The following is a 19,533-nucleotide window of genomic DNA, read 5'->3' as shown; positions in this document are numbered from 1 at the left end:
AGCTAGGCAGCGATTTGGTCGGCGGGTGAGGTTTCGTCGGTGGGTGCGGGCGCCAGCTGAAAGGTTAGCAGCACGCGGCGGCCTTCCTTGCTGAACTCCACCTCATCGGCCAAGTGGCGGATGAGAAAGATGCCGCGGCCACCCGGATTTTCCAGGTTTTCGGGCGCCGTAGGGTCGTCCAGGTTGTCGTAGTTGAAGCCCGTACCCTCGTCCTCAATCTCAAATTTGAGTTGCTGGGGCTCTACATACAACGACAAATAGACGTTCTTGTCCTTATCGAACTTGTTGCCGTGCCGAATGGCGTTGTTTACCGCTTCGGTCACGGCCACCATGATGTTGCCGTAGATATCGTCCTCAATCTGAAAGGTATCCTTGGAGTTGTCGATGAAACTCTCGACCACGCGGATATTCTCAACGAGCGACGGAATCTGAATTTTTACCTGCTTCATAAGGCGGTTTTATAGGAAGGACGGCGGCTACTTAGGGGCGGCAAAAATAGTCTTTTGGCAGCAAAGCGCCACAACAATTTCGCCGCCTCTTAAAGGGGTGGTTATAACAGTGGACTAAATGGTTAACGAAACTGCGGCCCCTGTGGATGGATTGCCGTCCCGATTTACTTCATTTTTTGAAAATACTCGCCCACTTCCCGTTGGTAATACGGAGTGAGGTTGGGCGGTGTACTACGTAGTAATTCAGTCTGGCGTTCTTTGCTGACCTTATATTTATCGAAAGCTGGCGGAAAAACCGGCGGCTTGTTCTGGGCAGCCTGGGCTTCGCGCTTGGTATCTTGGTCGCGCTCGCGGGCCGATTTCTCCACTTCCAGCAGTCGGGTCAGGATTTGCTGCTGGCGCATCATTGTTTCCTCGGTCAGGCGCTTGTTCACAAGTTCGGTTTCGGTTTGCTCCATCATCTTTTTGAGGTCGCCGGTGCCGCCCATGCCTTGGTCGCCCTTGCCTTTGCCATACTTGCCGTTGGGGTCGCCACCTTCTTTGCCGTCTTTCCCATTCTTGCTTTGACCCTGGCCGGCCTGGCCTTCGCCTCCCTGGCCACTTTGGCCCTGCGAGCCGCCGGGCTTGCCGCCCTGCTGCATTTTGTCGAGCTGCTGCATGGCCTGGCGCAGCATCTGCTGCTGGGCGGCCAGCTTGGCTAGCTCTTCCGACATGGCACGGCCGGTTTTGCCGCTCTGCGAGAGCTTCTGAATCTGCTCGTTAAGTTGCTTCTGCATCTGGCCCATGTTGCCGGGGCCGGGCTTGCTGCCCTGGCCCTGCCCTTTGCCCTTGCCCTTTTTCTTACCGGGCTTGCCCTGGCCGTCCTTGGGCGCGCCTTTGCCTTCCTGGGCCTCCTGCTGCATTTGCTGCAGGGAGCTTTGGAGCATCAGGGCGAGATTGTTCATGCTGGTCATGGCCTGCTGCTCGGTGGCGGTGGCGCGGCCCAAATCGCGCTGCTGAATGTGGGTGAGCGACTCGTCCATGCGGCCGTTCATCTCGCCCACCTCGCGGGTCACGAAGCTCTGAATTTTGGGCTCCTTCTTGGCCAGCGCGTAGAGCGAATCCTGGATAATCTTGGCATCGTCGCGCAGCTTGCGCTGGGTTTGGCCCAGTTGCACGAAGCGCGGGTCCGACTGGTCCACCTTGCGGAAATCCTTCATCAGTTGCTCCTGGTCGAAGCTCAGGGTGAGCAGGTTTTCGAGGATGTCGCGCAGGTCATCGATGTTCTGCTGGGCCTGGTCGCTCTCCTCCTCGCTCATCTGGTCGCGCATTTTCTGCGCCATTTTTTTCATGCGCGAGGCGGCACTTTTCTGGTTGACGGAAGCCTTTTTGTTCTGGTTTTTGCTTAGGCTTTGCTGGCTTTCCTGCATGTCCTGGTCGGTCTGCTCCTGCTCGGGCTTCTGCTCGTCCATGCCGTTCTGGTCGCCCAGCTCCTTGTCCATCTGCTTCAGCTCCTGTAGCTCCTTTTTCAAGTCTTCGAACTCCTTTTGGTTTTCGGCCTGCTCCTGCTTCAGCTGCTCCTGTTTGGCTTTCTGCTCCTGGTTCGAGAGCTGGTTGTCGGGGTTGTCCTTGTCGTTTTGCTGGGTTTTTTCAGCTAGCTTTTCTTCCTGCTTGGCCAGCTCCTCCAGCTTATTGGCGGTTTCCTCGGCCTTCTGCTCCAGTTGCATCTGCTTGAACATTTCGAGCGCGCGGTCAAGCTCCTTTTGCAGGGTGTCTTCCTTGTTTTCGAGCTGTTGGAGCAGCTTCTGCATCTCAGCGTCGGGCTGCTTCTTTTCTTCCAGCAGTTTTTGCAGCTTATCGTAGAGCTTCTTGGTTTCGGGGTCGAGCAGGTCGGCCATCAGCTTTTTGAGCTCCTCGGCTTTCTTGGCCAGCTCTTCGCTTTTGGGGCTGTTCTGTTCCTGTTTCTGCTGCAGCTGGTCGAACATCTTTTGCATCTGCTCCATCTGCTGGTTGAGCTGGTTTTTCTGTTCCAGCATGTTTTCCAGCTGCTTGCGGTCCTGGAAGCTTAGGTCGCGCTTGGTTTTGAGCTTGTCCTGGGCTTTGGCCAGCTCGCGTTCCAGCTTCTCGCTTTGCTTGGCGGCCTGGCTCATCTGGCTGGCCACCGATTGCGCCTGGGCCTGCATTTCCTGGCGCAGCTCGCGCCGGCTGGGCAGGCGGAACTCGGCCGGACGGGTGCGGGTGGCTTTGGGGCCGTGCACGCCGTCGTTGTCCCAGGCCTCCACGTAGTATTCGAGGCGGTCGCCGGGCCGCATGTTCAGTGTGCCCAGGTTCCAGGTGTAGGCGTAGGTGCCAGCGCTTTCGCGAGGGAGGCCCAGCGGCGTAGCCCCCACCCGGCTCGGAGCCGAGTTGGGACCCTGGCCGTCGCGGCGCAGGGCGTAGTGCAGTTCCAGGCGGGTCAGGCCGTAGTCGTCGCGCACAGTGCCACCCAGCGCCAGGAAGCGGCGCGTCACGGTATCAGAAAAAGCTTCCAGCGTGAGCGTAGGCGCCAAATCAGGCACGGCTGTGAGCTGGTAGGAAATGGGGTCGCGGTTGAGGCTGGCCGGGTTTTTCAGGCGCAGTAAATATGGCTGCGAGCGCATGATGCGCCGCTCAGCCACGAAGGTGCCGTCGTCGCCGGTGGCGGCCAGCGTCTCGTCCGGGTTCTGGAACACCAGCGCCAGCTCGTCGGTGGCGGCGGTGGCAAATTCCCAGCGCACCGTGCTGCCCTCCGGCACCGTCAGGTTGCCGCCGTTTTCGATAGTTTCGGCATTCTTGCCAGTGTAGGCTGGATAGGTGATGCGGACCTTGAAATCGCGAAGACTGGGCCGTTCCAGCACCGTGAGCTGGTATTCGGGCGAGGCAAACCCGGCGCCCTTTAGCTGAAAAGTAACGTCGCCCTGCGGCTGCTCAAACGTGTAGCGGAACTGGTCGCCCAGGCCCGCCACTTTGCTCAGTTTCCGTTCGCCTTCGTCAAAGGCAATGCTCACGTCAGCTGGCAAGGCATTGCCCGCCACGCTCACATCCAGCGTAAAATCCTCGCCCCGAAACGCCGTCAGCTTCGGGTTTTTAATCACAAACTGAAACGGTGCTGGCGGCGAATAAGCCCGCTTGTAGTGCCAAATCCGGTCGGTGCCCTGCACCAGAAAGCTGGGATAAAACGCCAGCAACAGCAGCAACACGGCCGCCGGAATAGCTGCGTATTTCCACAATGGCCTGCTCTGCTGCTGAATGTCGATGCCCTTGGCAAAGGAAATGTCGCCCATCTGGGCGGCGCGCTGCTCCAGGCTGGCGGCAATAAGGGCGTTGTCGCGGGCCTGGCCTTGCAACTGCAGAGCGTTCAGCAGGCGGTCCTGCACTTCTGGGAATAGCTCCCCTACCCGGCGGGCTGCTTGTTCGTCGCTCAGCAGCCGGCGCAGGTTGGTAAGAGCCGCCAGTGGCGTCCAAATCCAGCGGGCAAAGCTGTAAATCGTAAGGCCGATAAAGCCGAATAGCAGTCCGGCCCGCACTACTGTGGGCAGGTAGAGAAAGTATTCGAGGCCGTTGAATACCACGAAGAACGTGAGCAGTAGCCCGCCTGCCACCAGCCCGCCCCGCACCAGCAGGTTGAGGTAAAATTTGCGCTTGAAGGCTTCCAGCTCCGTCCGCACCCGCGCCAGCGCAGGGTACTCGGCCGCCGTAGCGCCTTGCTTTATCATCACCGCCATAAATCAGGTCTTAGTCGGGAAAGATACATCAGGATGGAGCGCTTGGTTCGATGTAGCGTGGACTCTGCCAGTCTGCGTCTCGCTCGAACGACTGGACCATGCGCGGACTCGCAGAGTCCACACTACAAGACTTCCATCCAAGCCGGGCAATGGTCCGAATGCACCACGTCGGGCAACAGACCCGCGCCGGTCAGGCGCGGTTGCAGCGTAGAATCGGCCAGCCAGTGGTCGAGGCGCCAGCCCACGTTACGGCCGCGCGAACCAGCGCGATAGCTCCACCAGGAGTAATGGCCTGTAGCATCGCCGTGGTGATGGCGGAAAGTGTCCACCAAACCGTCGGCCAGGAAATCGGCAAACCACTGTCGCTCCTCGGGCGTGTAGCCGGGGCTATTCTGGTTGGCCTTGGGGTTATGCAGGTCGATGGCCGTCTGGCAGCAATTGAAGTCCCCGCCGATGAGCAGCGGCGGCGTGCTGCCGTCGGCCCGCAGCTTGGCCACGTAGTCGCGGAAAAAGTGCAGCCACTCGACCTTGAAGGCCTGCCGTTCCAGCCCGCTCGTGCCTGAGGGCATGTAGGTGTTCAGTACCGATACCTCCTCAAAATCGAGCCGCAATACCCGGCCTTCATCGTCGTAGCAGCTCTGGCCGCAGCCGTGGACGACGGCTTTCGGCTCCACTTTTGTGAACGTGGCCACGCCGCTGTAGCCGGGCTTTTGGGCCGGGTGGAGGTAAGCATGGTAACCCAACTTTTCAAAACCCGAGACATCCATCGCCTCCCGGCTGGCTTTGATTTCCTGGAGGCACAGCACATCGGGTTGGGCTTCAGCTACCCAGTCAAGTAGACCTTTGCTTAGGGCCGAGCGAAGGCCGTTGACGTTGTAAGAAACAATTTTCATCTTTTATGTTTGAAAAATAGAACGCCATGCTGAGCGTGGCCCAAGCATCTCGCGTGCAGCAATAATCAATTCCGTATTCAACGATTGAGTTGCTGTTGCACGCGAGATGCTTCGGTTACGCTCAGCATGACGGCCAAGTATCGACGGCCTAATGGGCCTATAAATCGTCGCCTGGGTCCAGTGCGAAATACTCCAAGATGTGCCACTTCAGCATACGCTCCTGCTCCTTCAGATTTGCGAAGGGTACGGGGCGGAGTAGCTTGTAGTGGGGCCAGCCGTCCTCGTCCACATGCGTCTGCTCGTAGTGGCCGCTGAGGCTGAAGAGGCGGCAGGTGGCGATGTGCATCAGGTCTTGCTTCTGCTCCTTGGTGAAGACGGTGAGGCCCTGGTTCAGCTCCTGAATGCCGATGAGCAGCAGCAGCGCATTGAGGTCCGGCCGCTTGCTGAAGCGGGCTTCCATCTCCAACATCAGGGTTTCCCAACGGGCGTCGAAGTCGGCCTCATCCTCGTGCTGCTCGGCGGACGCGGGGTGGTTGATGTCCTCGCTCATACGCTGGGCTGGCCGTCGTGTTCGGCTTTGTGGGCGGCTAGGCCTGCGCCATCGTGGGCACCAAGGCCAGCTTCTGACTTTAGGATTTCCCAGTACTCCACCGCCCGGCGGAAGTGCGGAATCACGATGCTGCCACCGATGATGTTTGCAATGGCAAACACCTCATAAATCTCCTCATCGGTCAGCTTTTCCTCGAAGCATTTGCCCACGTGGTACTTGATACAGTCATCGCAGCGCAGCACCATGGAGCAGGCCAAGCCGAGCATTTCCTTGGTTTTTACGTCGAGCGCACCGGCCGCGTAGGTATTAGTATCAAGGTTGAAGAACCGCTTGATGACTTTGTTATCGGCCGCCATAATGGTGGCGTTCATCCGCTGGCGGTACTCGTTAAATTCGGTTACTTGAGACATTTTGAATTAGATAAGCGAGGGAAAAAGAACGGTCATACTTCGACTGCGCGCAGCATGACCGTTCTGACTGAGCAGGGTAGCAGATAATCGGCTACATTGCTTCTCCAAAATTACCCCAAAAACCACTCTCCCATTTCTACCGTCATGCTCCGCACCCTGGCCTCCGATTTTATCGGCCTGATTTTCCCTCGTCTCTGCCTGGCCTGCCAGGAGCCGCTGGTAACCGGCGAAAACCACCTCTGCACCGGCTGCCGGGCCGAACTACCCTACACCGATTTCCACCTCCTGCCCTCCGACCAAAACCCGCTGGGCCGCCGCTTCTGGGGCAAGCTGCCCATTCGTCACGCCCTGAGCTACCTGCGCTTCGTGCGCCACGGCCGGGTGCAGCACCTGCTTCATGAGCTCAAATACCAAGGCCAGCGCGACGTAGGTACCGCCCTCGGCCAACTCTACGGAGCCGAGCTTCACGCTGTTGGGATAGCTGCCGATTTCGACCTCATCGTGCCCGTACCGCTGCACCCACGTAAGCTGGCCAAGCGCGGTTACAACCAAGCCGCTGCCTTCGCCACCGGCCTCTCCGACGGCTTGAAAGTGCCCGCCAGCAATACCGTCCTGCGCCGCACCACCAACACCAAAACGCAAACCAAGAAAAACCGCGCTCAGCGCTGGGAAAATGTAGCCACCGTCTTCGAAATCGAAAATCCAGTACACATTACTGGCCGCCGCATTTTGGTTGTCGATGACGTGCTAACTACTGGTGCCACCCTCGAAGCCTGCGGCGCAGTGCTACTGGCAGCCGGCGCAATTGAGGTCAGTATAGCCACCATTGCGTGTGCTGATAGATAGAATTCTTAAACTGCTAGAAATAAGAAGAGGCCGCTCCTGATTCAGGAGCGGCCTCTTTTTATTTGTATTAAACCGATTACTTGTTCGAGCCAGCGTTAATCATGGCGCAACGGAAACCGATAGTAGCCGTCGAAGAATCTTCGGCCATGAAACGGCGCGTACCGGGCGACAGCCAGTAGGCTACATCGCGCCACGAACCACCTTTGTACACGCGAACGTGGTCATCAATCAGCGACTGGTAGCCCTTCTTGTCATATTTCGACTCGGGGTCACCCACGCCATTGCGACGGAAAGGGTTCAGGTCTTCCACGTCCTGGAACGACAGGGGACGGTACACGTCCTGCACCCATTCGTTCACGTTGCCGGCCATATTGTAGAGGCCGTAGTCGTTCGGGGGGTAAGCATATACCTGCTCGGTAATCATAGCGCCGTCGTTCAGGCTACCTGCAATACCAGCGTAGTCACCACGGCCACGCTTGAAGTTGGCCAGGAATTGGCCCATTTTCTTGCCGTAGGCATTGCGGGTCGATTTGCCATCCCAAGGATAGATGCGCTTCTCTTCCTGGTTCTCATTGCCCACTTCCTGGGTACCTACGAGGGCCTGAGCGGCGTATTCCCACTCTGCCTCGGTGGGAAGGCGGTAGTTCGGCAGCGTGTTGCCGTTCTCGATAGAAGTTGTGCTCTTGCCATTGCCGAGTGCGCCGGCAGCACCCATCGTGCCTTCAGCGCCGCCTTCAGCCGCTTTCGATTTTTTCTTGCCAAACAGGCCACCTTTGCCGGATTTGCTGTCGCCGCCAGCAGCCAGACGCTCGTTTACTTTCGAGGTACGCCAGGTGCAGTAGTCATCGGCTTGCAGCCAGCTTACACCCACCACGGGGAAATAGCGGAAACCGGGATAGCGCAGGTAATAAGTTACATAAGGGTCGTTGAACGACAGGTCGCGGGCCCACACGGTAGTGTCGGGCAGAGCCGAACGGTAGAACTCTTCGGCCGAGTCGGTGCGGATGAAGTGCAGGTATTCGAGCCAGTGGATGTTGGCTACTTCGGCTTCGTCCATGTAGAAGGAAGCGATGGTTACCGTGCGCTCAATGTTGTCGTGCGTCTGGGTCACGTCCTCTTCCTGCGAGCCCAGTACCGTACGGCCACCTTCGATAAATACGAGCCCGGGACCTTCGGGAATTTTCTTGAAATCTGCCACCGACATACCTTTTTCGGTGTTGTATTCGATACCCGTAGTGGAGGAATACTTGCCTGGTTTAGAGGCCGTGGGCTGCCCGTTCTTACCACAGCTGGATAAGCCCACGAGGCCCACAGCGGCCAAGCACAAATAATTTGTAAATTTCATAACAAAGTTAAAATGAAGATGGGGTCGGAGGATTTAGCAAGCGCAATGAGAACGCAATAATACAATAAATTAAAACGCTGGGCAAGGGGCTGCCGGGTAAACACGTCTTTTTAAGCGACGGTGGGCATTTTCTAATCGGTCGAATGCACTCAGCGAAAGCGTAAGTTCATGAGCACCCCCCAAGTCGGCACTCAAGCGGCTCAGGCCCACATCGTAGCTGTAGCCCACGCGCAGGCCACCAGCCTGTATTCCGGCTATCACGGCCAAAACGTGCTGCGGGCTAACGCTGCTGGGCAACGAAATATTGCGATACACGGCTCCCAGCGTCACGGGTGAGGCAGTGAAATACAATCCGGTTTCGATGCGATGGGAGCCGCCTTGCTGTGTGTAAGCCGCTACGGGAGTGTAGCTTACTTCGCGGGTGGCAATGCCAGGGCCGGGCTTTATGGCGAAAAACTTATAACCGCCTGAGATATTTAGCAGCAGCGGTAATTCGCTTTGAGTGCGGAAGCCAAGGTTGGGCTGGTTGAGGTGCTGGCCGGCCAGACTAAGCCAAGCTTGGTCGGTGTAAAGCACCGCGCCCGTGCCCAGACTGAGGTAGTTGGCAGGCGGAAAACCCAGCGATTCGGCTGAGGGACCGACCACGCTGCCGTCTTCCTGAATCTGGTCGCCAAACACGAAATTATCATATCCGACGCGCTGCCGACCGTAGCTGGCGCGCAGGCCACCACTCAAGGCCAGCTTCTCGTTGAGGCGGGTGTGATAGGCATAGAGCCCACCAATTTCGAGGCGGGTGTAACCCACGGCCCCGCTACGGTCCTGGTTGACGAGCAGGCCCAAGGCGTGGTGCTGCCCAGGCTGGTTGAGGCGAATATCGGCAGCGGTTTGAGCCGATACGAAGGAGCCGGCGATGCTCGGAAACTGGTTGCGGTAGCTTAGCGTAACGCTATAATCATCGACCAGACCAGTAAAAGCTGGATTAGTATGCAGGCGAGTTGCAAAAGGTTGAGAGAAGTAAACGTCCTGCGCCCTTGCCGCTGACAGCGAGCCCAGCAGGACCCCAGCCAGTAGGGCACGCCGAAGCAAACGAGCAGAGAACGCAGAATAAGTTTTTAGCATAGCGACCGGGATAACGCCACCGAAACATGGTTTAGTGCGCACGTCTGCGAAGGTAAGGCCCTGGCGGGGCGTCAGACCACGTTTTGTGTCATTTTTGCAGCACTTTCACGCTGAGACGGCGGTTCATAGCCCGGCCTTCTTCGGTGGCATTGGAAGAGACAGAATAGTTGGGGCCGTACCCCCGGGCATCGACCCGGCTGGGGCTGATGCCCATTTCGACCAGACTGGCCCAGGCAGTGCGGGCACGGGCTTCACTTAGCGCTTTATTGACTTTGTAAGTCCCGGTATCGTCGGTGTAGCCCCCCAGCTTGATGCGAGCCGTAGGATAGGCGCGTAGCAGAGTGGCTACGTTGCGCAGTTGATTAAGGGAAGCAGCTGTCAGGGTTGCTTTGCCGGCCTCAAAGTACACACGGTCAAAGTTGTACCAGCCCCGTGTGAGGTCTACGGTGTCGACCTGCATCTGGGCGTCGCTCAAAAAGCGGTAGAGGTTGCTTTCGGTAGAGTTGATGCCCACACCTGTGATGCTAGCTCCATTGTTTAGCTTCAGGGTGGTAGCAGTGCCGGTTTCGTACACATAGTTGCCAGTTTTGGCATCGTAATGCCCCGGCACAATGGGGTCGGAGACGCGGACGGGGCCCGTGCGGTGGGGGTAGCGGGCTGTACGAGCCGGAAGAGGCTCGGCCGTCACTAGCGTAGTGGGCACTGAAGCGGCTACGGATGCGGCCGGGGGTGTCGTTGGAGTTGGTGTGGCTGATTGGTGTTGCCCGCTGAGGGTCGTAAGCAGAACTGGACCGCCCACTTTGGCTTCGGGAGCCAAGGCCAGGGTGCCGTTGCTGGCCGGAGCTGCGGGGGAGTGGTTACGGTTGCTGGTAGTTGCTTTGCCGTTACCTAGCCTGTTGAGCGTGACGGTGAAGCTGGCCGTTTTTCCATTTTCCAGAAAAACGTTTTCAACTGTCTGAGACCGATAGCCGCCTTCACCAACTTGGATGATGTAGGGGCCACCCATGGTCAGATTGGGTACCGCGAAGTGCCCACTGCCATCGGAGGCTGCCGCGTGCCGAACTCCCGTTGGCATGTGAATAACTGTGATAGCTGCGCCAGGCAGAGGCTGTTGGCTTTCAGACTGCACGCTGCCAATGAGGCTCATGCCCGCATTCTGAGCGAGTGCGGGAGCTGCCATCGAGCTAATTAATAGACCAATGGGTAGAAGAAGCTTCATGTTAAGCAGGGTGAGATAATTGGGTGGGAGAATGGATAGGGATTGGGAAAACAGAGTATTTAGGGTGACAAGCCTGCTAATCTGGAACGGAGAATAGTTGATGAGAATGAGCTTGAAAGAGGCCATTCCCATCGTGCAGACAAAGCAACTGCAAATGATTAGTTGACAAATATAAAACAAATAATCCTTGTGAAAATTAAGCAATAATATATGATTTATCCGATAAAAATAGCAGTGTTAAGGGATTTGATTTTTGGGTGGCTCCATCACTTTACAAGTAGGCGTAGCCTGTAGAAGTAATCCAGAAAATGCTCTTTTTAAGCGAAATGCAACTATAAAAGCATAGGGGTGTTCCAAGCCGCGTATAAAAGGCGATACTACTGTGGCACGACCGTAGCTGTACTTTTGTTAGAAGTAACGTATCAAAACATCTGCTATGAGAAAGATTCTGTTGGGGTTAGTTGTTTTTGTGGTTGTGCTGGTGGTAGCGCTGGCGGCAGCCCCGTTCTTATTTAAAGATAAGCTGCGGGCACTGGCCGATAAGCAGATAGCCCAGCGCGTGCGGGCCAAGGTGCAGTACAATCCGGCCGACATTGACGTGAGCTTGCTCCACTCCTTCCCGGATTTAACATTGGATATCAAGAACCTGCGGGTGATTGGCTTGGACTCCTTCAGCCGCGATACGCTGGCCTATCTGCCTGACCTGCGTGTGGGCCTGGACGTGATGACGGTGATTAAAGGCCAGGAAATCAAGATTAACACTGTGGAACTGGAGCGGCCTGCCCTTAGCCTACGCCGCCTGAAAAGTGGGCTGGCCAACTGGGACGTGATGATTTCGGACTCGGCAGCCGCGGCCAAAGGCCAGGATACTAGCCAGGTGAGCCTCGCTATTAAGGGTTGGAAACTGACCGACGCGCACCTGCGCTACGAGGACCTGACGCTGCCCATGCGCATGGAAGCCCGCGGGGTGAACCACAGCGGCAGCGGTGACTTCGCCAGCAACGTGTTCGACATGAAATCGCAGACCACGGCAGCCGATATGGACGTGACCTACGGCGGCGTGGCCTACCTCACCGATAAGCAGCTGGATGCCGACGTGACCCTGAACATGGATTTGAACAAGAGCCTGTACACGTTCAAGGACAACAAGATTAAGCTCAACGACTTTCCGTTCAGCTTCGCGGGCGCCATCGGGCTGCCCAATGCCACAGACATTACTTACGATATCACCTTCAAGGCGCTGGAAACGGACTTTAAGAACCTGCTGAGTCTGGTGCCAGGCGTATTTACCGAGAAGTTCAAGAACATTGAAACCAGCGGCAAGGTGGCTTTCGATGGTTACGCCAAGGGCACGCAGACAGCCACCACGCTGCCCGGCTACGGTGTGAACCTGACCGTGACCAACGGCCGCTTCAAGTACCCGGACCTGCCGCGGGAGGCCAAGAACATCAACCTCACAATGAAGGTGGACAATCCCTCGGGCGTGACCAATAACGTGAAGGTCAACATTCCCAAGTTTCATCTCGACCTGGGCCCCGACCCGGTGGACGGTAACGTGGCCATCGACGGACTGGAGCCGATGAAGGTGGATGGCCGCGTGAAAGCCAACGTGAACCTGGCCGAAGCGCTGAAAGTGTACCCGGTGAAAGACCTGAACATGCGTGGGCAGTTTTTCGTGGACGGCACGGCCAAGGGTACCTACTCCAAAACCCAGATGCCGGTGGTGAATGCGGCTATTAAGCTGACCAACGGCTACGTGAAATCGGCCCAGTTCCCGGCCCCGATTGAGAACATCAACCTGAGCGGGACGGTGGTGAACACCACGGGCCAGGTGAATGACACGCAGATTAACCTGCCGCAGTTCAAGATGGTGCTGGAAGGCGAGCCACTGGAAGGCCGCTTGAGCGCGCACAACATTGACAAGCCGGTGTTTGACGCCAACGTGCGCGGCACGGTGGACTTGACTAAGATTACCAAGATTTTCCCGCTGAAAGGCATGACCGTGACGGGCCGCGTGGCCGGCGACATTGCTGCTAAGGGCAACATGGCTGACGTAGAAGCTGGCCGCTACCAGAACGTAGTGGCCAGCGGCACGGTGAAGGCCAGCAACGTGACCTATAAGAGCGCCGACCTGCCGCAGGGCGTAAAAATCAGCAACGGCACGGCCACCTTCAACAACAACCAGATTGTGGTGCAGAGTCTGAACGGCACGGCTGGTAGCTCCGACTTCGCGGCCTCGGGCACGGTGAGCAACTACCTAGGCTACCTGTTCACACCGGGGCAGTCGCTGAAAGGCAACATGACGGTGAATTCGCGCAACTTCAACGTGAACGAGTGGATGGTGGACGAGGTATCGGCCAAGCCCACGGCCACCGGCGCGAAGGCCCCAGCGGCGGCTAACGGTGTGCTTCAGATTCCGAAATTCTTCGATTTGGTACTGAACAGCCACGTCGATAATGTGACGTATGATAACCTGAAGCTGAGTAATGCCACCGGTGTGGTGACGGTGAACGACCAGACGGCCACGCTTAAAAATCTTAAGTTCAACACACTGGGCGCGAGCTTTGGTACTACGGGTAGCTACAGCAGCAAGGATTTGTCGCACCCCAAGTTCAACTTCGGGCTGAACATCGACAATTTGAACTTCCAGAAAGCCTTTTCGGCCTTCAACACCATCAAAACGCTGGTGCCGCTGGCCAGCCAAGTGGAGGGTGTGTTCGGCACCAACTTCAACGTGAGCGGCGAAATGGGCCCGGACATGATGCCGAACCTAGCTACGCTGAGCGGCAAGGGCATTTTCGACGTGGTGAAGGCGGCCATCAACCAGTCGGAGGTGATGACCAAGATTGCGAGCCTGACCACCCTGCCCGAACTGAAAACCCTGCTGGTAGTTGATAAGAAAATCCAGGCTAACATCGTGAACGGCAACCTCGTGGTGCAGCCCTTCGACCTGACTATTGGCGACGTGAAGATGAACATCGGCGGCTCAAATAGCCTAGCTGGTGTGCTTTCCTATGTCACGGCCCTGAACGTGCCCACCGGCAAGCTTGGCTCGGCTATGAGCAGCCAGTTGACCAAGCTCACGGGCGTGAGCAATATCCAGGGTACTGACCGCGTGACGCTGGGCCTGAACATCGGCGGCACGGTGAAGGCCCCGCAGGTGAAGCTGACCAGCGGCAGCGTGAAAGACCAGGGCAAGGCGCTGGTGCAAAACGTGGCCAAGCAAAAAGCTCTCGACCTGCTGGGTGTGAAGCCCCGGGTCATCAGCAAGGAGGACAGCATCAAGCGCGCCGGCCAGACGCCGGAAGAAGCGGCCCGCCAAGCTGAGAAGGACAAGCAGCAAGCCCGCATCGATGCCGCTAACAAGGCCAAGGAGCAGATATCTAAAGGCTTCAATAGCCTCTTCAACAAACCCAAGCCGAAGCCCAAACCGGTGGAGCCGGATACAACCAAGTAGTTGTTGCAGAAGCCGAATAAAAGACCCGGTGAGGTCGTGCCCAAGCGACTTTGCTGGGGCTTTGGCATTTTAGTGGCGGGAAATTAATCGTTAGCTATTGAATTGATTTTGGGATAAATAGGACTGTGGCGTAAGGCAAATTTTCAATAAATGGCATTATCTGAGCCAGAATTGGGACACTGTCTATAAAGCACCAGTGAAACAGGAAAGCGACAGAATCATGGCAGTATTATTGGCTACACTGGCCCGGCAACTTCTTGGTCGGTCGGGCCGTTTCATGCCCCATTGTTAACCTCCACTACTGCCTAGTTTATGAAAATTACTCGCCTCTTGCCCTTCGGCTGCGCCGCCCTGCTGGGCTTGGCTAGCTGCTCCAAAAACTCTTCGGATGATGCTTCTTCGGCTGGCATGTCGAAGTTTGAAGTGCGCCTGACCGATGCCCCCGGCGATTACCGCGCCGTAAACCTAGACGTACAGCAAGTGCAGGTGCACGTGAGCGACGACGATAATGCCAACGGCTGGCAGAGCCTCACTCTTATCCGCCCGGGTATCTACAATGTGATGGACTACACCAACGGCAACTCGGCCCTGCTCACCAGCGCTGATTTTCCGGCTGGTAAAATCTCCCAAATCCGCCTCATCCTCGGCAGCAATAATACCCTGACCTTGCGCGATGGCACCGTCGTGCCACTCAACACACCCAGCGCCCAGCAGTCGGGCCTGAAGCTGAAGATTGACGCCGTGCTGGTGCGCGATGTGACCTACCAATTGGTACTCGATTTCGACGTGGCCAAGTCTATTGTGGCCCGCGGCAATGGAGCCTACAACCTCAAGCCCGTTATCCGAACCGTGACTACGGCTGTGGCCGGCGGCATTCGCGGTGTGGCTACCCCCGCGGCGGCCCGGCCGCTGGTACTGGCCATCCGCACGTCGGTGGCGCCCAACGATACCTTGAGCACCACGGCCGATGCCACCGGCGGCTTCCTGCTGCGTGGCGTGCCCGCTGGCACCTACCGCGTGGAACTGCTGACGGCCTCGCCCTACCGCAACGCCACCCGTACCGGCGTGGTGGTTGCCAACGACCAAATTACCGACCTCGGTGCGGTGAGCGTGCAGTAATGCACCAGCCGCCGGACAAGCGGCGGCTTACTGCGTCTGAATCAGTTGAAAGCCGCCTGGCACTGTGCGCCGGGCGGCTTTTTTATGCCTATAGTCGGCATTAAAATGAAATTAATGACTGATTAAAAGGGGGTTAATTCGGAAAAGGGGTGTAACAAATGGGTGGGTTTGGCCGGTTAATTTGTGGATTTAGCAGCGTAAATACTGCTGCTGTCTTCTGTATTAACCTCTTTTTTACCACACATTAATGGCTTCATACGCTAGTACTTTGCCGCCGCCCACCCCGTGGCAACGACTGACGCGGATGCTCGACACCGAGCGCAAAACGATTCGTCACATTATCTGGTACGCCGTAGTGGCGGGCATCGTCAGTCTGTCGCTGCCGCTGGGCACGCAGGCAGTTTTTAACCTGGTATCGACGGGGGCCGTGTTCGGCTCCACTTACCTGCTGATTGGCGTGGTGGTGGGCGGTGTGCTGCTGGCCAGCATCCTGCTCATTGGGCAGCTCACGATGGTGGAAGCCATCGAGCAGCGCCTGTTTGCCAAGGCCGCCATCGAGTTTGCCTACCGCCTGCCGCGCATCAAGCCCGAAGCCCTGGAAGGCCAGAATCCGCAGGAGCTGGTGAACCGCTTTTTCGACGTGCTCACCGTGCAGAAGGGCCTCACCAAGCTGCTGATTGATTTGATGTTTGCGGGCATGCAAATCCTGTTCGGGGTGCTGGTGCTGGCCTTCTACCACCCCATTTTCATTGCGTTGGGCCTGTTCACCATCATCGCCCTGATACTGATTTACGCCGTGAACTACCAGCGGGCGCTGCGCACCAGCATCGAGGAATCGGCTTATAAATACGAGTTGGTGGATTGGCTGGAGCAGGTGGCCGACCGCCTGCCCGAAGTGCGCACCAACAATGCGCAGGCCGACGAAGCCCTGACCCGCACCGACGAGTTGACCGCCGGCTACCTGCACGCCCGCAATGGCCACTTTCAGGTGCTGAAAACCTACTACGGCTACGCCACGGCCCTGCGCACGCTGCTCACGGCTGGCCTGCTGATTGCGGGCACGCTGTTCGTGGTATCGCGCCAAATGACTTTGGGGCAATTCGTTGCTGCCGAAGTGCTTATCGTGCAAATCAGCGCTTCTATCGAGAAGCTGATGACGGGCGTGAGCACCATCTTCGACATTCTTACCGGGGTGGAAAAAATGGCCGCCGTTACTGACCTTCCCCTCGACCCTCACCACGCTGCCATCAGTCATGCTTAACCTCTCGAACCAACACGTAGCCGAGGGGGTGTGGGAAAAAGTGCCCCGCAAATCGCGCCCCGAACTCTTGCGCATCCAGGGCAGCCGCCGGCTGGGCCGCATCCTGCTGGTGGTGGGCATTCTGTTTTTGATTGCGCTGTTTCTGCCCTGGCGCCAAACCATTTCCGGCACCGGCACCCTCACGGCTCTCACCCCGCAAGACCGGCCCCAGACCGTGCAGAACCAGATTGCCGGCCGCATCGAGCACTGGAACGTGCGCGAAGGCCAGCTGGTGCGCAAGGGCGATACGCTTCTGACCATCTCCGAAATCAAGGATGAGTATTTCGACCCCAACCTGCCCGAACGCCTGCGCGAGCAGTTGGCCGCCAAGCGCGCCAACGTGGACGCCTACGGAGCCAAAATTGTGGCCACCGACCAGCAAATAGCCGCGCTAGGCACCACGCTGCAAGTGCAGCTGGAATCGGCCCGCAATAAGGTGGAGCAAGCCGCCAATTACCTCAACATCGACCGCGCCGACTTGGTGGCGGCTCAAAATTTCTACGAAACGACTCGCGCCCGGCTGGCCCGCTACGAGGAAGGCTACAAAAACGGCCTATTCTCACTCACCGACATCGAAACCCGACGCCTCAAGCTGCAGGAGGACCTGGCTAAAGTAACGTCGGTTCGCAACAAAGTGGCCAGCAGCGAGCAAGCCCTTGCCAACGCCCGCATCGAGCTGAGCAACCTGCGCGCCAAGTACGCGCAGGACCTGGCCAAGGCCCAATCGGACCGAAGCACGGCCGTGTCGAGCCGCGCCAGTTCGCAAGGAGAAGTGGCCGCTACCCGCAATAAAATCAGCAACGTAGAGGTGCGACGCGGCCTGTACGTGGTGCGCGCGCCCCAGACCGGCTACGTGGTGCGGGCCCTCAAGGCCGGCATCGGCGAAACCATCAAGGAGGGCGAATCCATTGCCACGCTGCAGCCCGAGGCGCCATTACTAGCGGCTGAGGTGTACGTGCGGGCCATGGACGTGCCACTCATTCAGCGTGGGCGGCAGGTGAGGCTGCAGTTCGATGGCTGGCCCGCCATCCAGTTTTCGGGCTGGCCTTCGGCGGCAGTGGGCACGTTTGGTGGTTTCGTGTCGGTGATTGATGTGGTGAGCAGCAGTGGTGGCAAATACCGCCTATTGGTGCGTCCATCCCAGCCACAGCCTGGCGACAAGCCCTGGCCCCGACAGCTCCGCCTGGGTTCGGGCGTGCAGGGCTGGGTTATTCTGGATTCGGTGCCGGTGTGGTATGAAATATGGCGGCAACTCAACGGCTTCCCCCCCACCCTGCAAGCCGAGCCCGACGACGCTCCTGTGAAAGGCAAGTAAGCCAACTAGTGACGCAGGTGTAATTGCTGTCATGCTGAGCGTAGTCGAAGCATCTCTACCGCTTCGTTGAGCAGGTATTGATATTACTGCGGTAGAGATGCTTCGACCAACGCTGTTTGGCGAACAAAATGAAATGCATTATAAATCAAGATGTCATCCATCATAATTAATACATTCTTCCAACCCAACCGCAGTAGCTACTGGCCGCTGCTGTGGTTGTTATTCGTGGCCCTGGCGCACCCCGCATTGGCGCAGGACCCCAACCTGCCGACTCGTCGCTCCGGCCTCGAAAAGGCGCCACTCCAAACCACGCAGTTGAATGGTGTTCAGCCCGGTGATACGGCTAAGGTATTCTCCCTGCAAAACCTTGCCGATATCGTATTTGCCAACCACCCCATTGTGAAGCAAGCCGACCTGCTCAGCGACGAGGCCCGCAGCCAGGTGCTGCAAGCCCGCGGCGGCTTCGATCCCAAAATCGGCTCCGACTTCCACCGCAAGCAGTTCGGCGGTACCGATTATTACAATAACTGGGGTAACGAGCTGAAAATCCCCATCTGGCTCGGCGGCATTGACCTGAAAGCCATCTACGACCGCAACGTGGGCACTTACGTGAACCCCGAAGGCCGCACCCCTAGCAACGGATTGGCGGGCGTGGGTATATCGGTGCCCATTGGGGCGGGGCTGCTGATTGACGCCCGCCGCAGTACCCTGCGCCAAGCGCGCGTGATGCAAAACGCTGCCGAAGCCGACCGCGTGAAGCAAATAAACGAAGTGTGGTTGCAGGCCGTGAAAGACTATTGGACCTGGTACTACTCGGTGCAGCAAGCCGCCCTCATCCAGGAAGGCGTGGCGCTGGCCGACCGCCGTTTCCAGGGTACCGCCCGCCGCGCCCAAATCGGCGACCAGGCTCCCATCGACTCGGTGGAGGCCCAAATCACGGTACAGGACCGGCAGGTGCAGGCCACGCAACTTGATGTGGACCTGCTAAACGCCCGCCTCCTGCTCTCTAATCACCTCTGGACCAAGGATGGCCAGCCCGCCGAGCTGCCCGCCTACGCTGTGCCCCAATCGCCCGCCCTCGACACCGTCAGCCGCGCCGAACTGCAGCGCCTCACCGATTTTGCCGCCGCTCAGCACCCTACCTTGCGCAAGTTGGAAGCCAAAATCAGCCAGCTCGGCATTGAAGAGCGGTACCGGCGCGAAATGCTCAAGCCCAAGCTCAACGTGAGCGGCGTACTGCTCAGCCAGGGCGACTTTTACCGCTCGGAAGTGCCTTCCTACTACAATTTCGGGATGGATAACTACAAGGTCGGCGTTGATTTTTCCTTCCCGCTGTTCCTGCGGGCCGAGCGTGGCAAGCTGCAATACACCCGCATCCAAGTGAAGGAAACTACGCTGGAGCGCCAGCAAAGTCAGCGCACCATCGTGACGCGGGTAAACTCTGTGTATAACACCCTGCGCGCCTACGAGCGCCAACTCGCCCTGCAAGCCCAAACCATCACCAACCAGCGCATTCTGCTCCAGGCCGAACTGCAAAAGTTTGAACTAGGCGAAAGCACCATCTTCCTCATCAACGCCCGCGAAACCAAGCTCATCGACCTGCGCATCAAGCAGGAGAGCTTGCGCTCGAGCTACGAGAAGTCGCGGGCCGAACTGTATTACTACGCTGGCACGCGGTCGGTGGATGGGGCGCAGAAGTAGTGTAGCTGGGGCATCTTGTTTCGTTCACGCGAAACCTTACCCCCTGACCCCCTCTCCAAAAAAGAGGGGGCACCGGAAATGCGTAGTA

General features: G+C 57.8%; 14 protein-coding genes. 6 read left to right on the top strand and 8 right to left on the bottom strand.

Annotated features, from left to right (window positions below; translation table 11 throughout):
* Positions 1-2 precede the first annotated feature (2 nt).
* From J4E00_RS05020 to J4E00_RS05000, 5 genes are all read right to left on the bottom strand, one after another.
* A complete protein-coding gene (locus J4E00_RS05020; protein ID WP_208173935.1) occupies positions 3-449 on the bottom strand; it encodes an ATP-binding protein in 447 nt (148 codons plus the stop codon).
* A gap of 164 nt (positions 450-613) precedes the next feature.
* Positions 614-4,162, bottom strand: coding sequence for a DUF4175 family protein (locus tag J4E00_RS05015; protein WP_208173934.1), 3,549 nt, complete (start codon positions 4,160-4,162; stop codon positions 614-616).
* Between the two features lie 131 nt (positions 4,163-4,293).
* Positions 4,294-5,064: an exodeoxyribonuclease III gene (locus J4E00_RS05010; RefSeq protein WP_208173933.1), complete on the bottom strand. Its 771-nt coding sequence runs from the start codon at positions 5,062-5,064 to the stop codon at positions 4,294-4,296.
* Positions 5,065-5,221: 157 nt separating this feature from the next.
* Positions 5,222-5,614 carry a hypothetical protein gene (locus tag J4E00_RS05005; RefSeq protein WP_236049492.1) on the bottom strand — a complete coding sequence of 131 codons (393 nt, stop codon included), beginning with the start codon at positions 5,612-5,614 and terminating at the stop codon, positions 5,222-5,224.
* Entirely contained in the window at positions 5,611-6,024 is a 414-nt protein-coding gene (locus J4E00_RS05000) for a carboxymuconolactone decarboxylase family protein (protein WP_208173932.1), read from the bottom strand. The genes J4E00_RS05005 and J4E00_RS05000 overlap by 4 nt, the downstream gene beginning before the upstream one ends.
* A gap of 144 nt (positions 6,025-6,168) precedes the next feature.
* On the opposite strand from J4E00_RS05000, the gene J4E00_RS04995 reads away from it, so the two are divergent.
* Positions 6,169-6,870, top strand: a complete 702-nt coding sequence (locus J4E00_RS04995; protein WP_208173931.1) for a ComF family protein — start codon at positions 6,169-6,171, stop codon at positions 6,868-6,870.
* A gap of 76 nt (positions 6,871-6,946) precedes the next feature.
* Here the strand turns inward: J4E00_RS04995 and J4E00_RS04990 are convergent, their stop codons facing one another.
* From J4E00_RS04990 to J4E00_RS04980, 3 genes are all read right to left on the bottom strand, one after another.
* The gene (locus tag J4E00_RS04990; RefSeq protein WP_208173930.1) at positions 6,947-8,215 is read right to left on the bottom strand and encodes an SUMF1/EgtB/PvdO family nonheme iron enzyme; all 1,269 of its coding nucleotides are present in this window, start codon (positions 8,213-8,215) and stop codon (positions 6,947-6,949) included.
* Positions 8,216-8,284: 69 nt separating this feature from the next.
* A complete protein-coding gene (locus J4E00_RS04985) occupies positions 8,285-9,301 on the bottom strand; it encodes a PorP/SprF family type IX secretion system membrane protein (RefSeq protein WP_208173929.1) in 1,017 nt (338 codons plus the stop codon).
* A 121-nt stretch (positions 9,302-9,422) separates the two neighbouring features.
* Positions 9,423-10,553, bottom strand: a complete 1,131-nt coding sequence (locus J4E00_RS04980) for an OmpA family protein (RefSeq protein WP_208173928.1) — start codon at positions 10,551-10,553, stop codon at positions 9,423-9,425.
* A 436-nt stretch (positions 10,554-10,989) separates the two neighbouring features.
* Here J4E00_RS04980 and J4E00_RS04975 point away from each other — a divergent pair, with 436 nt between their 5' ends.
* From J4E00_RS04975 to J4E00_RS04955, 5 genes are all read left to right on the top strand, one after another.
* Positions 10,990-14,010, top strand: a complete 3,021-nt coding sequence (locus J4E00_RS04975; protein ID WP_208173927.1) for an AsmA-like C-terminal region-containing protein — start codon at positions 10,990-10,992, stop codon at positions 14,008-14,010.
* Positions 14,011-14,322: 312 nt separating this feature from the next.
* On the top strand, positions 14,323-15,129 hold the full coding sequence (locus J4E00_RS04970) for a DUF4382 domain-containing protein (RefSeq protein WP_208173926.1): 807 nt from the start codon (positions 14,323-14,325) through the stop codon (positions 15,127-15,129).
* A gap of 247 nt (positions 15,130-15,376) precedes the next feature.
* Positions 15,377-16,390, top strand: coding sequence for an ABC transporter transmembrane domain-containing protein (locus J4E00_RS04965; protein WP_236049490.1), 1,014 nt, complete (start codon positions 15,377-15,379; stop codon positions 16,388-16,390).
* Positions 16,383-17,744 (top strand): HlyD family secretion protein, encoded by a 1,362-nt coding sequence (locus J4E00_RS04960; protein ID WP_208173925.1) that lies wholly within the window; start codon positions 16,383-16,385, stop codon positions 17,742-17,744. The genes J4E00_RS04965 and J4E00_RS04960 overlap by 8 nt, the downstream gene beginning before the upstream one ends.
* Positions 17,745-17,894: 150 nt before the next feature.
* Positions 17,895-19,445, top strand: coding sequence for a TolC family protein (locus tag J4E00_RS04955; protein ID WP_208173924.1), 1,551 nt, complete (start codon positions 17,895-17,897; stop codon positions 19,443-19,445).
* Positions 19,446-19,533 lie beyond the last annotated feature (88 nt).

This window comes from Hymenobacter negativus, assembly GCF_017571495.1.
In the GTDB taxonomy this organism is placed as follows: Bacteria; Bacteroidota; Bacteroidia; order Cytophagales; family Hymenobacteraceae; genus Hymenobacter; species Hymenobacter negativus.
Note: the sequence above shows the minus strand (reverse complement) of the source record. Positions and strands in the feature narration are given on the sequence as shown.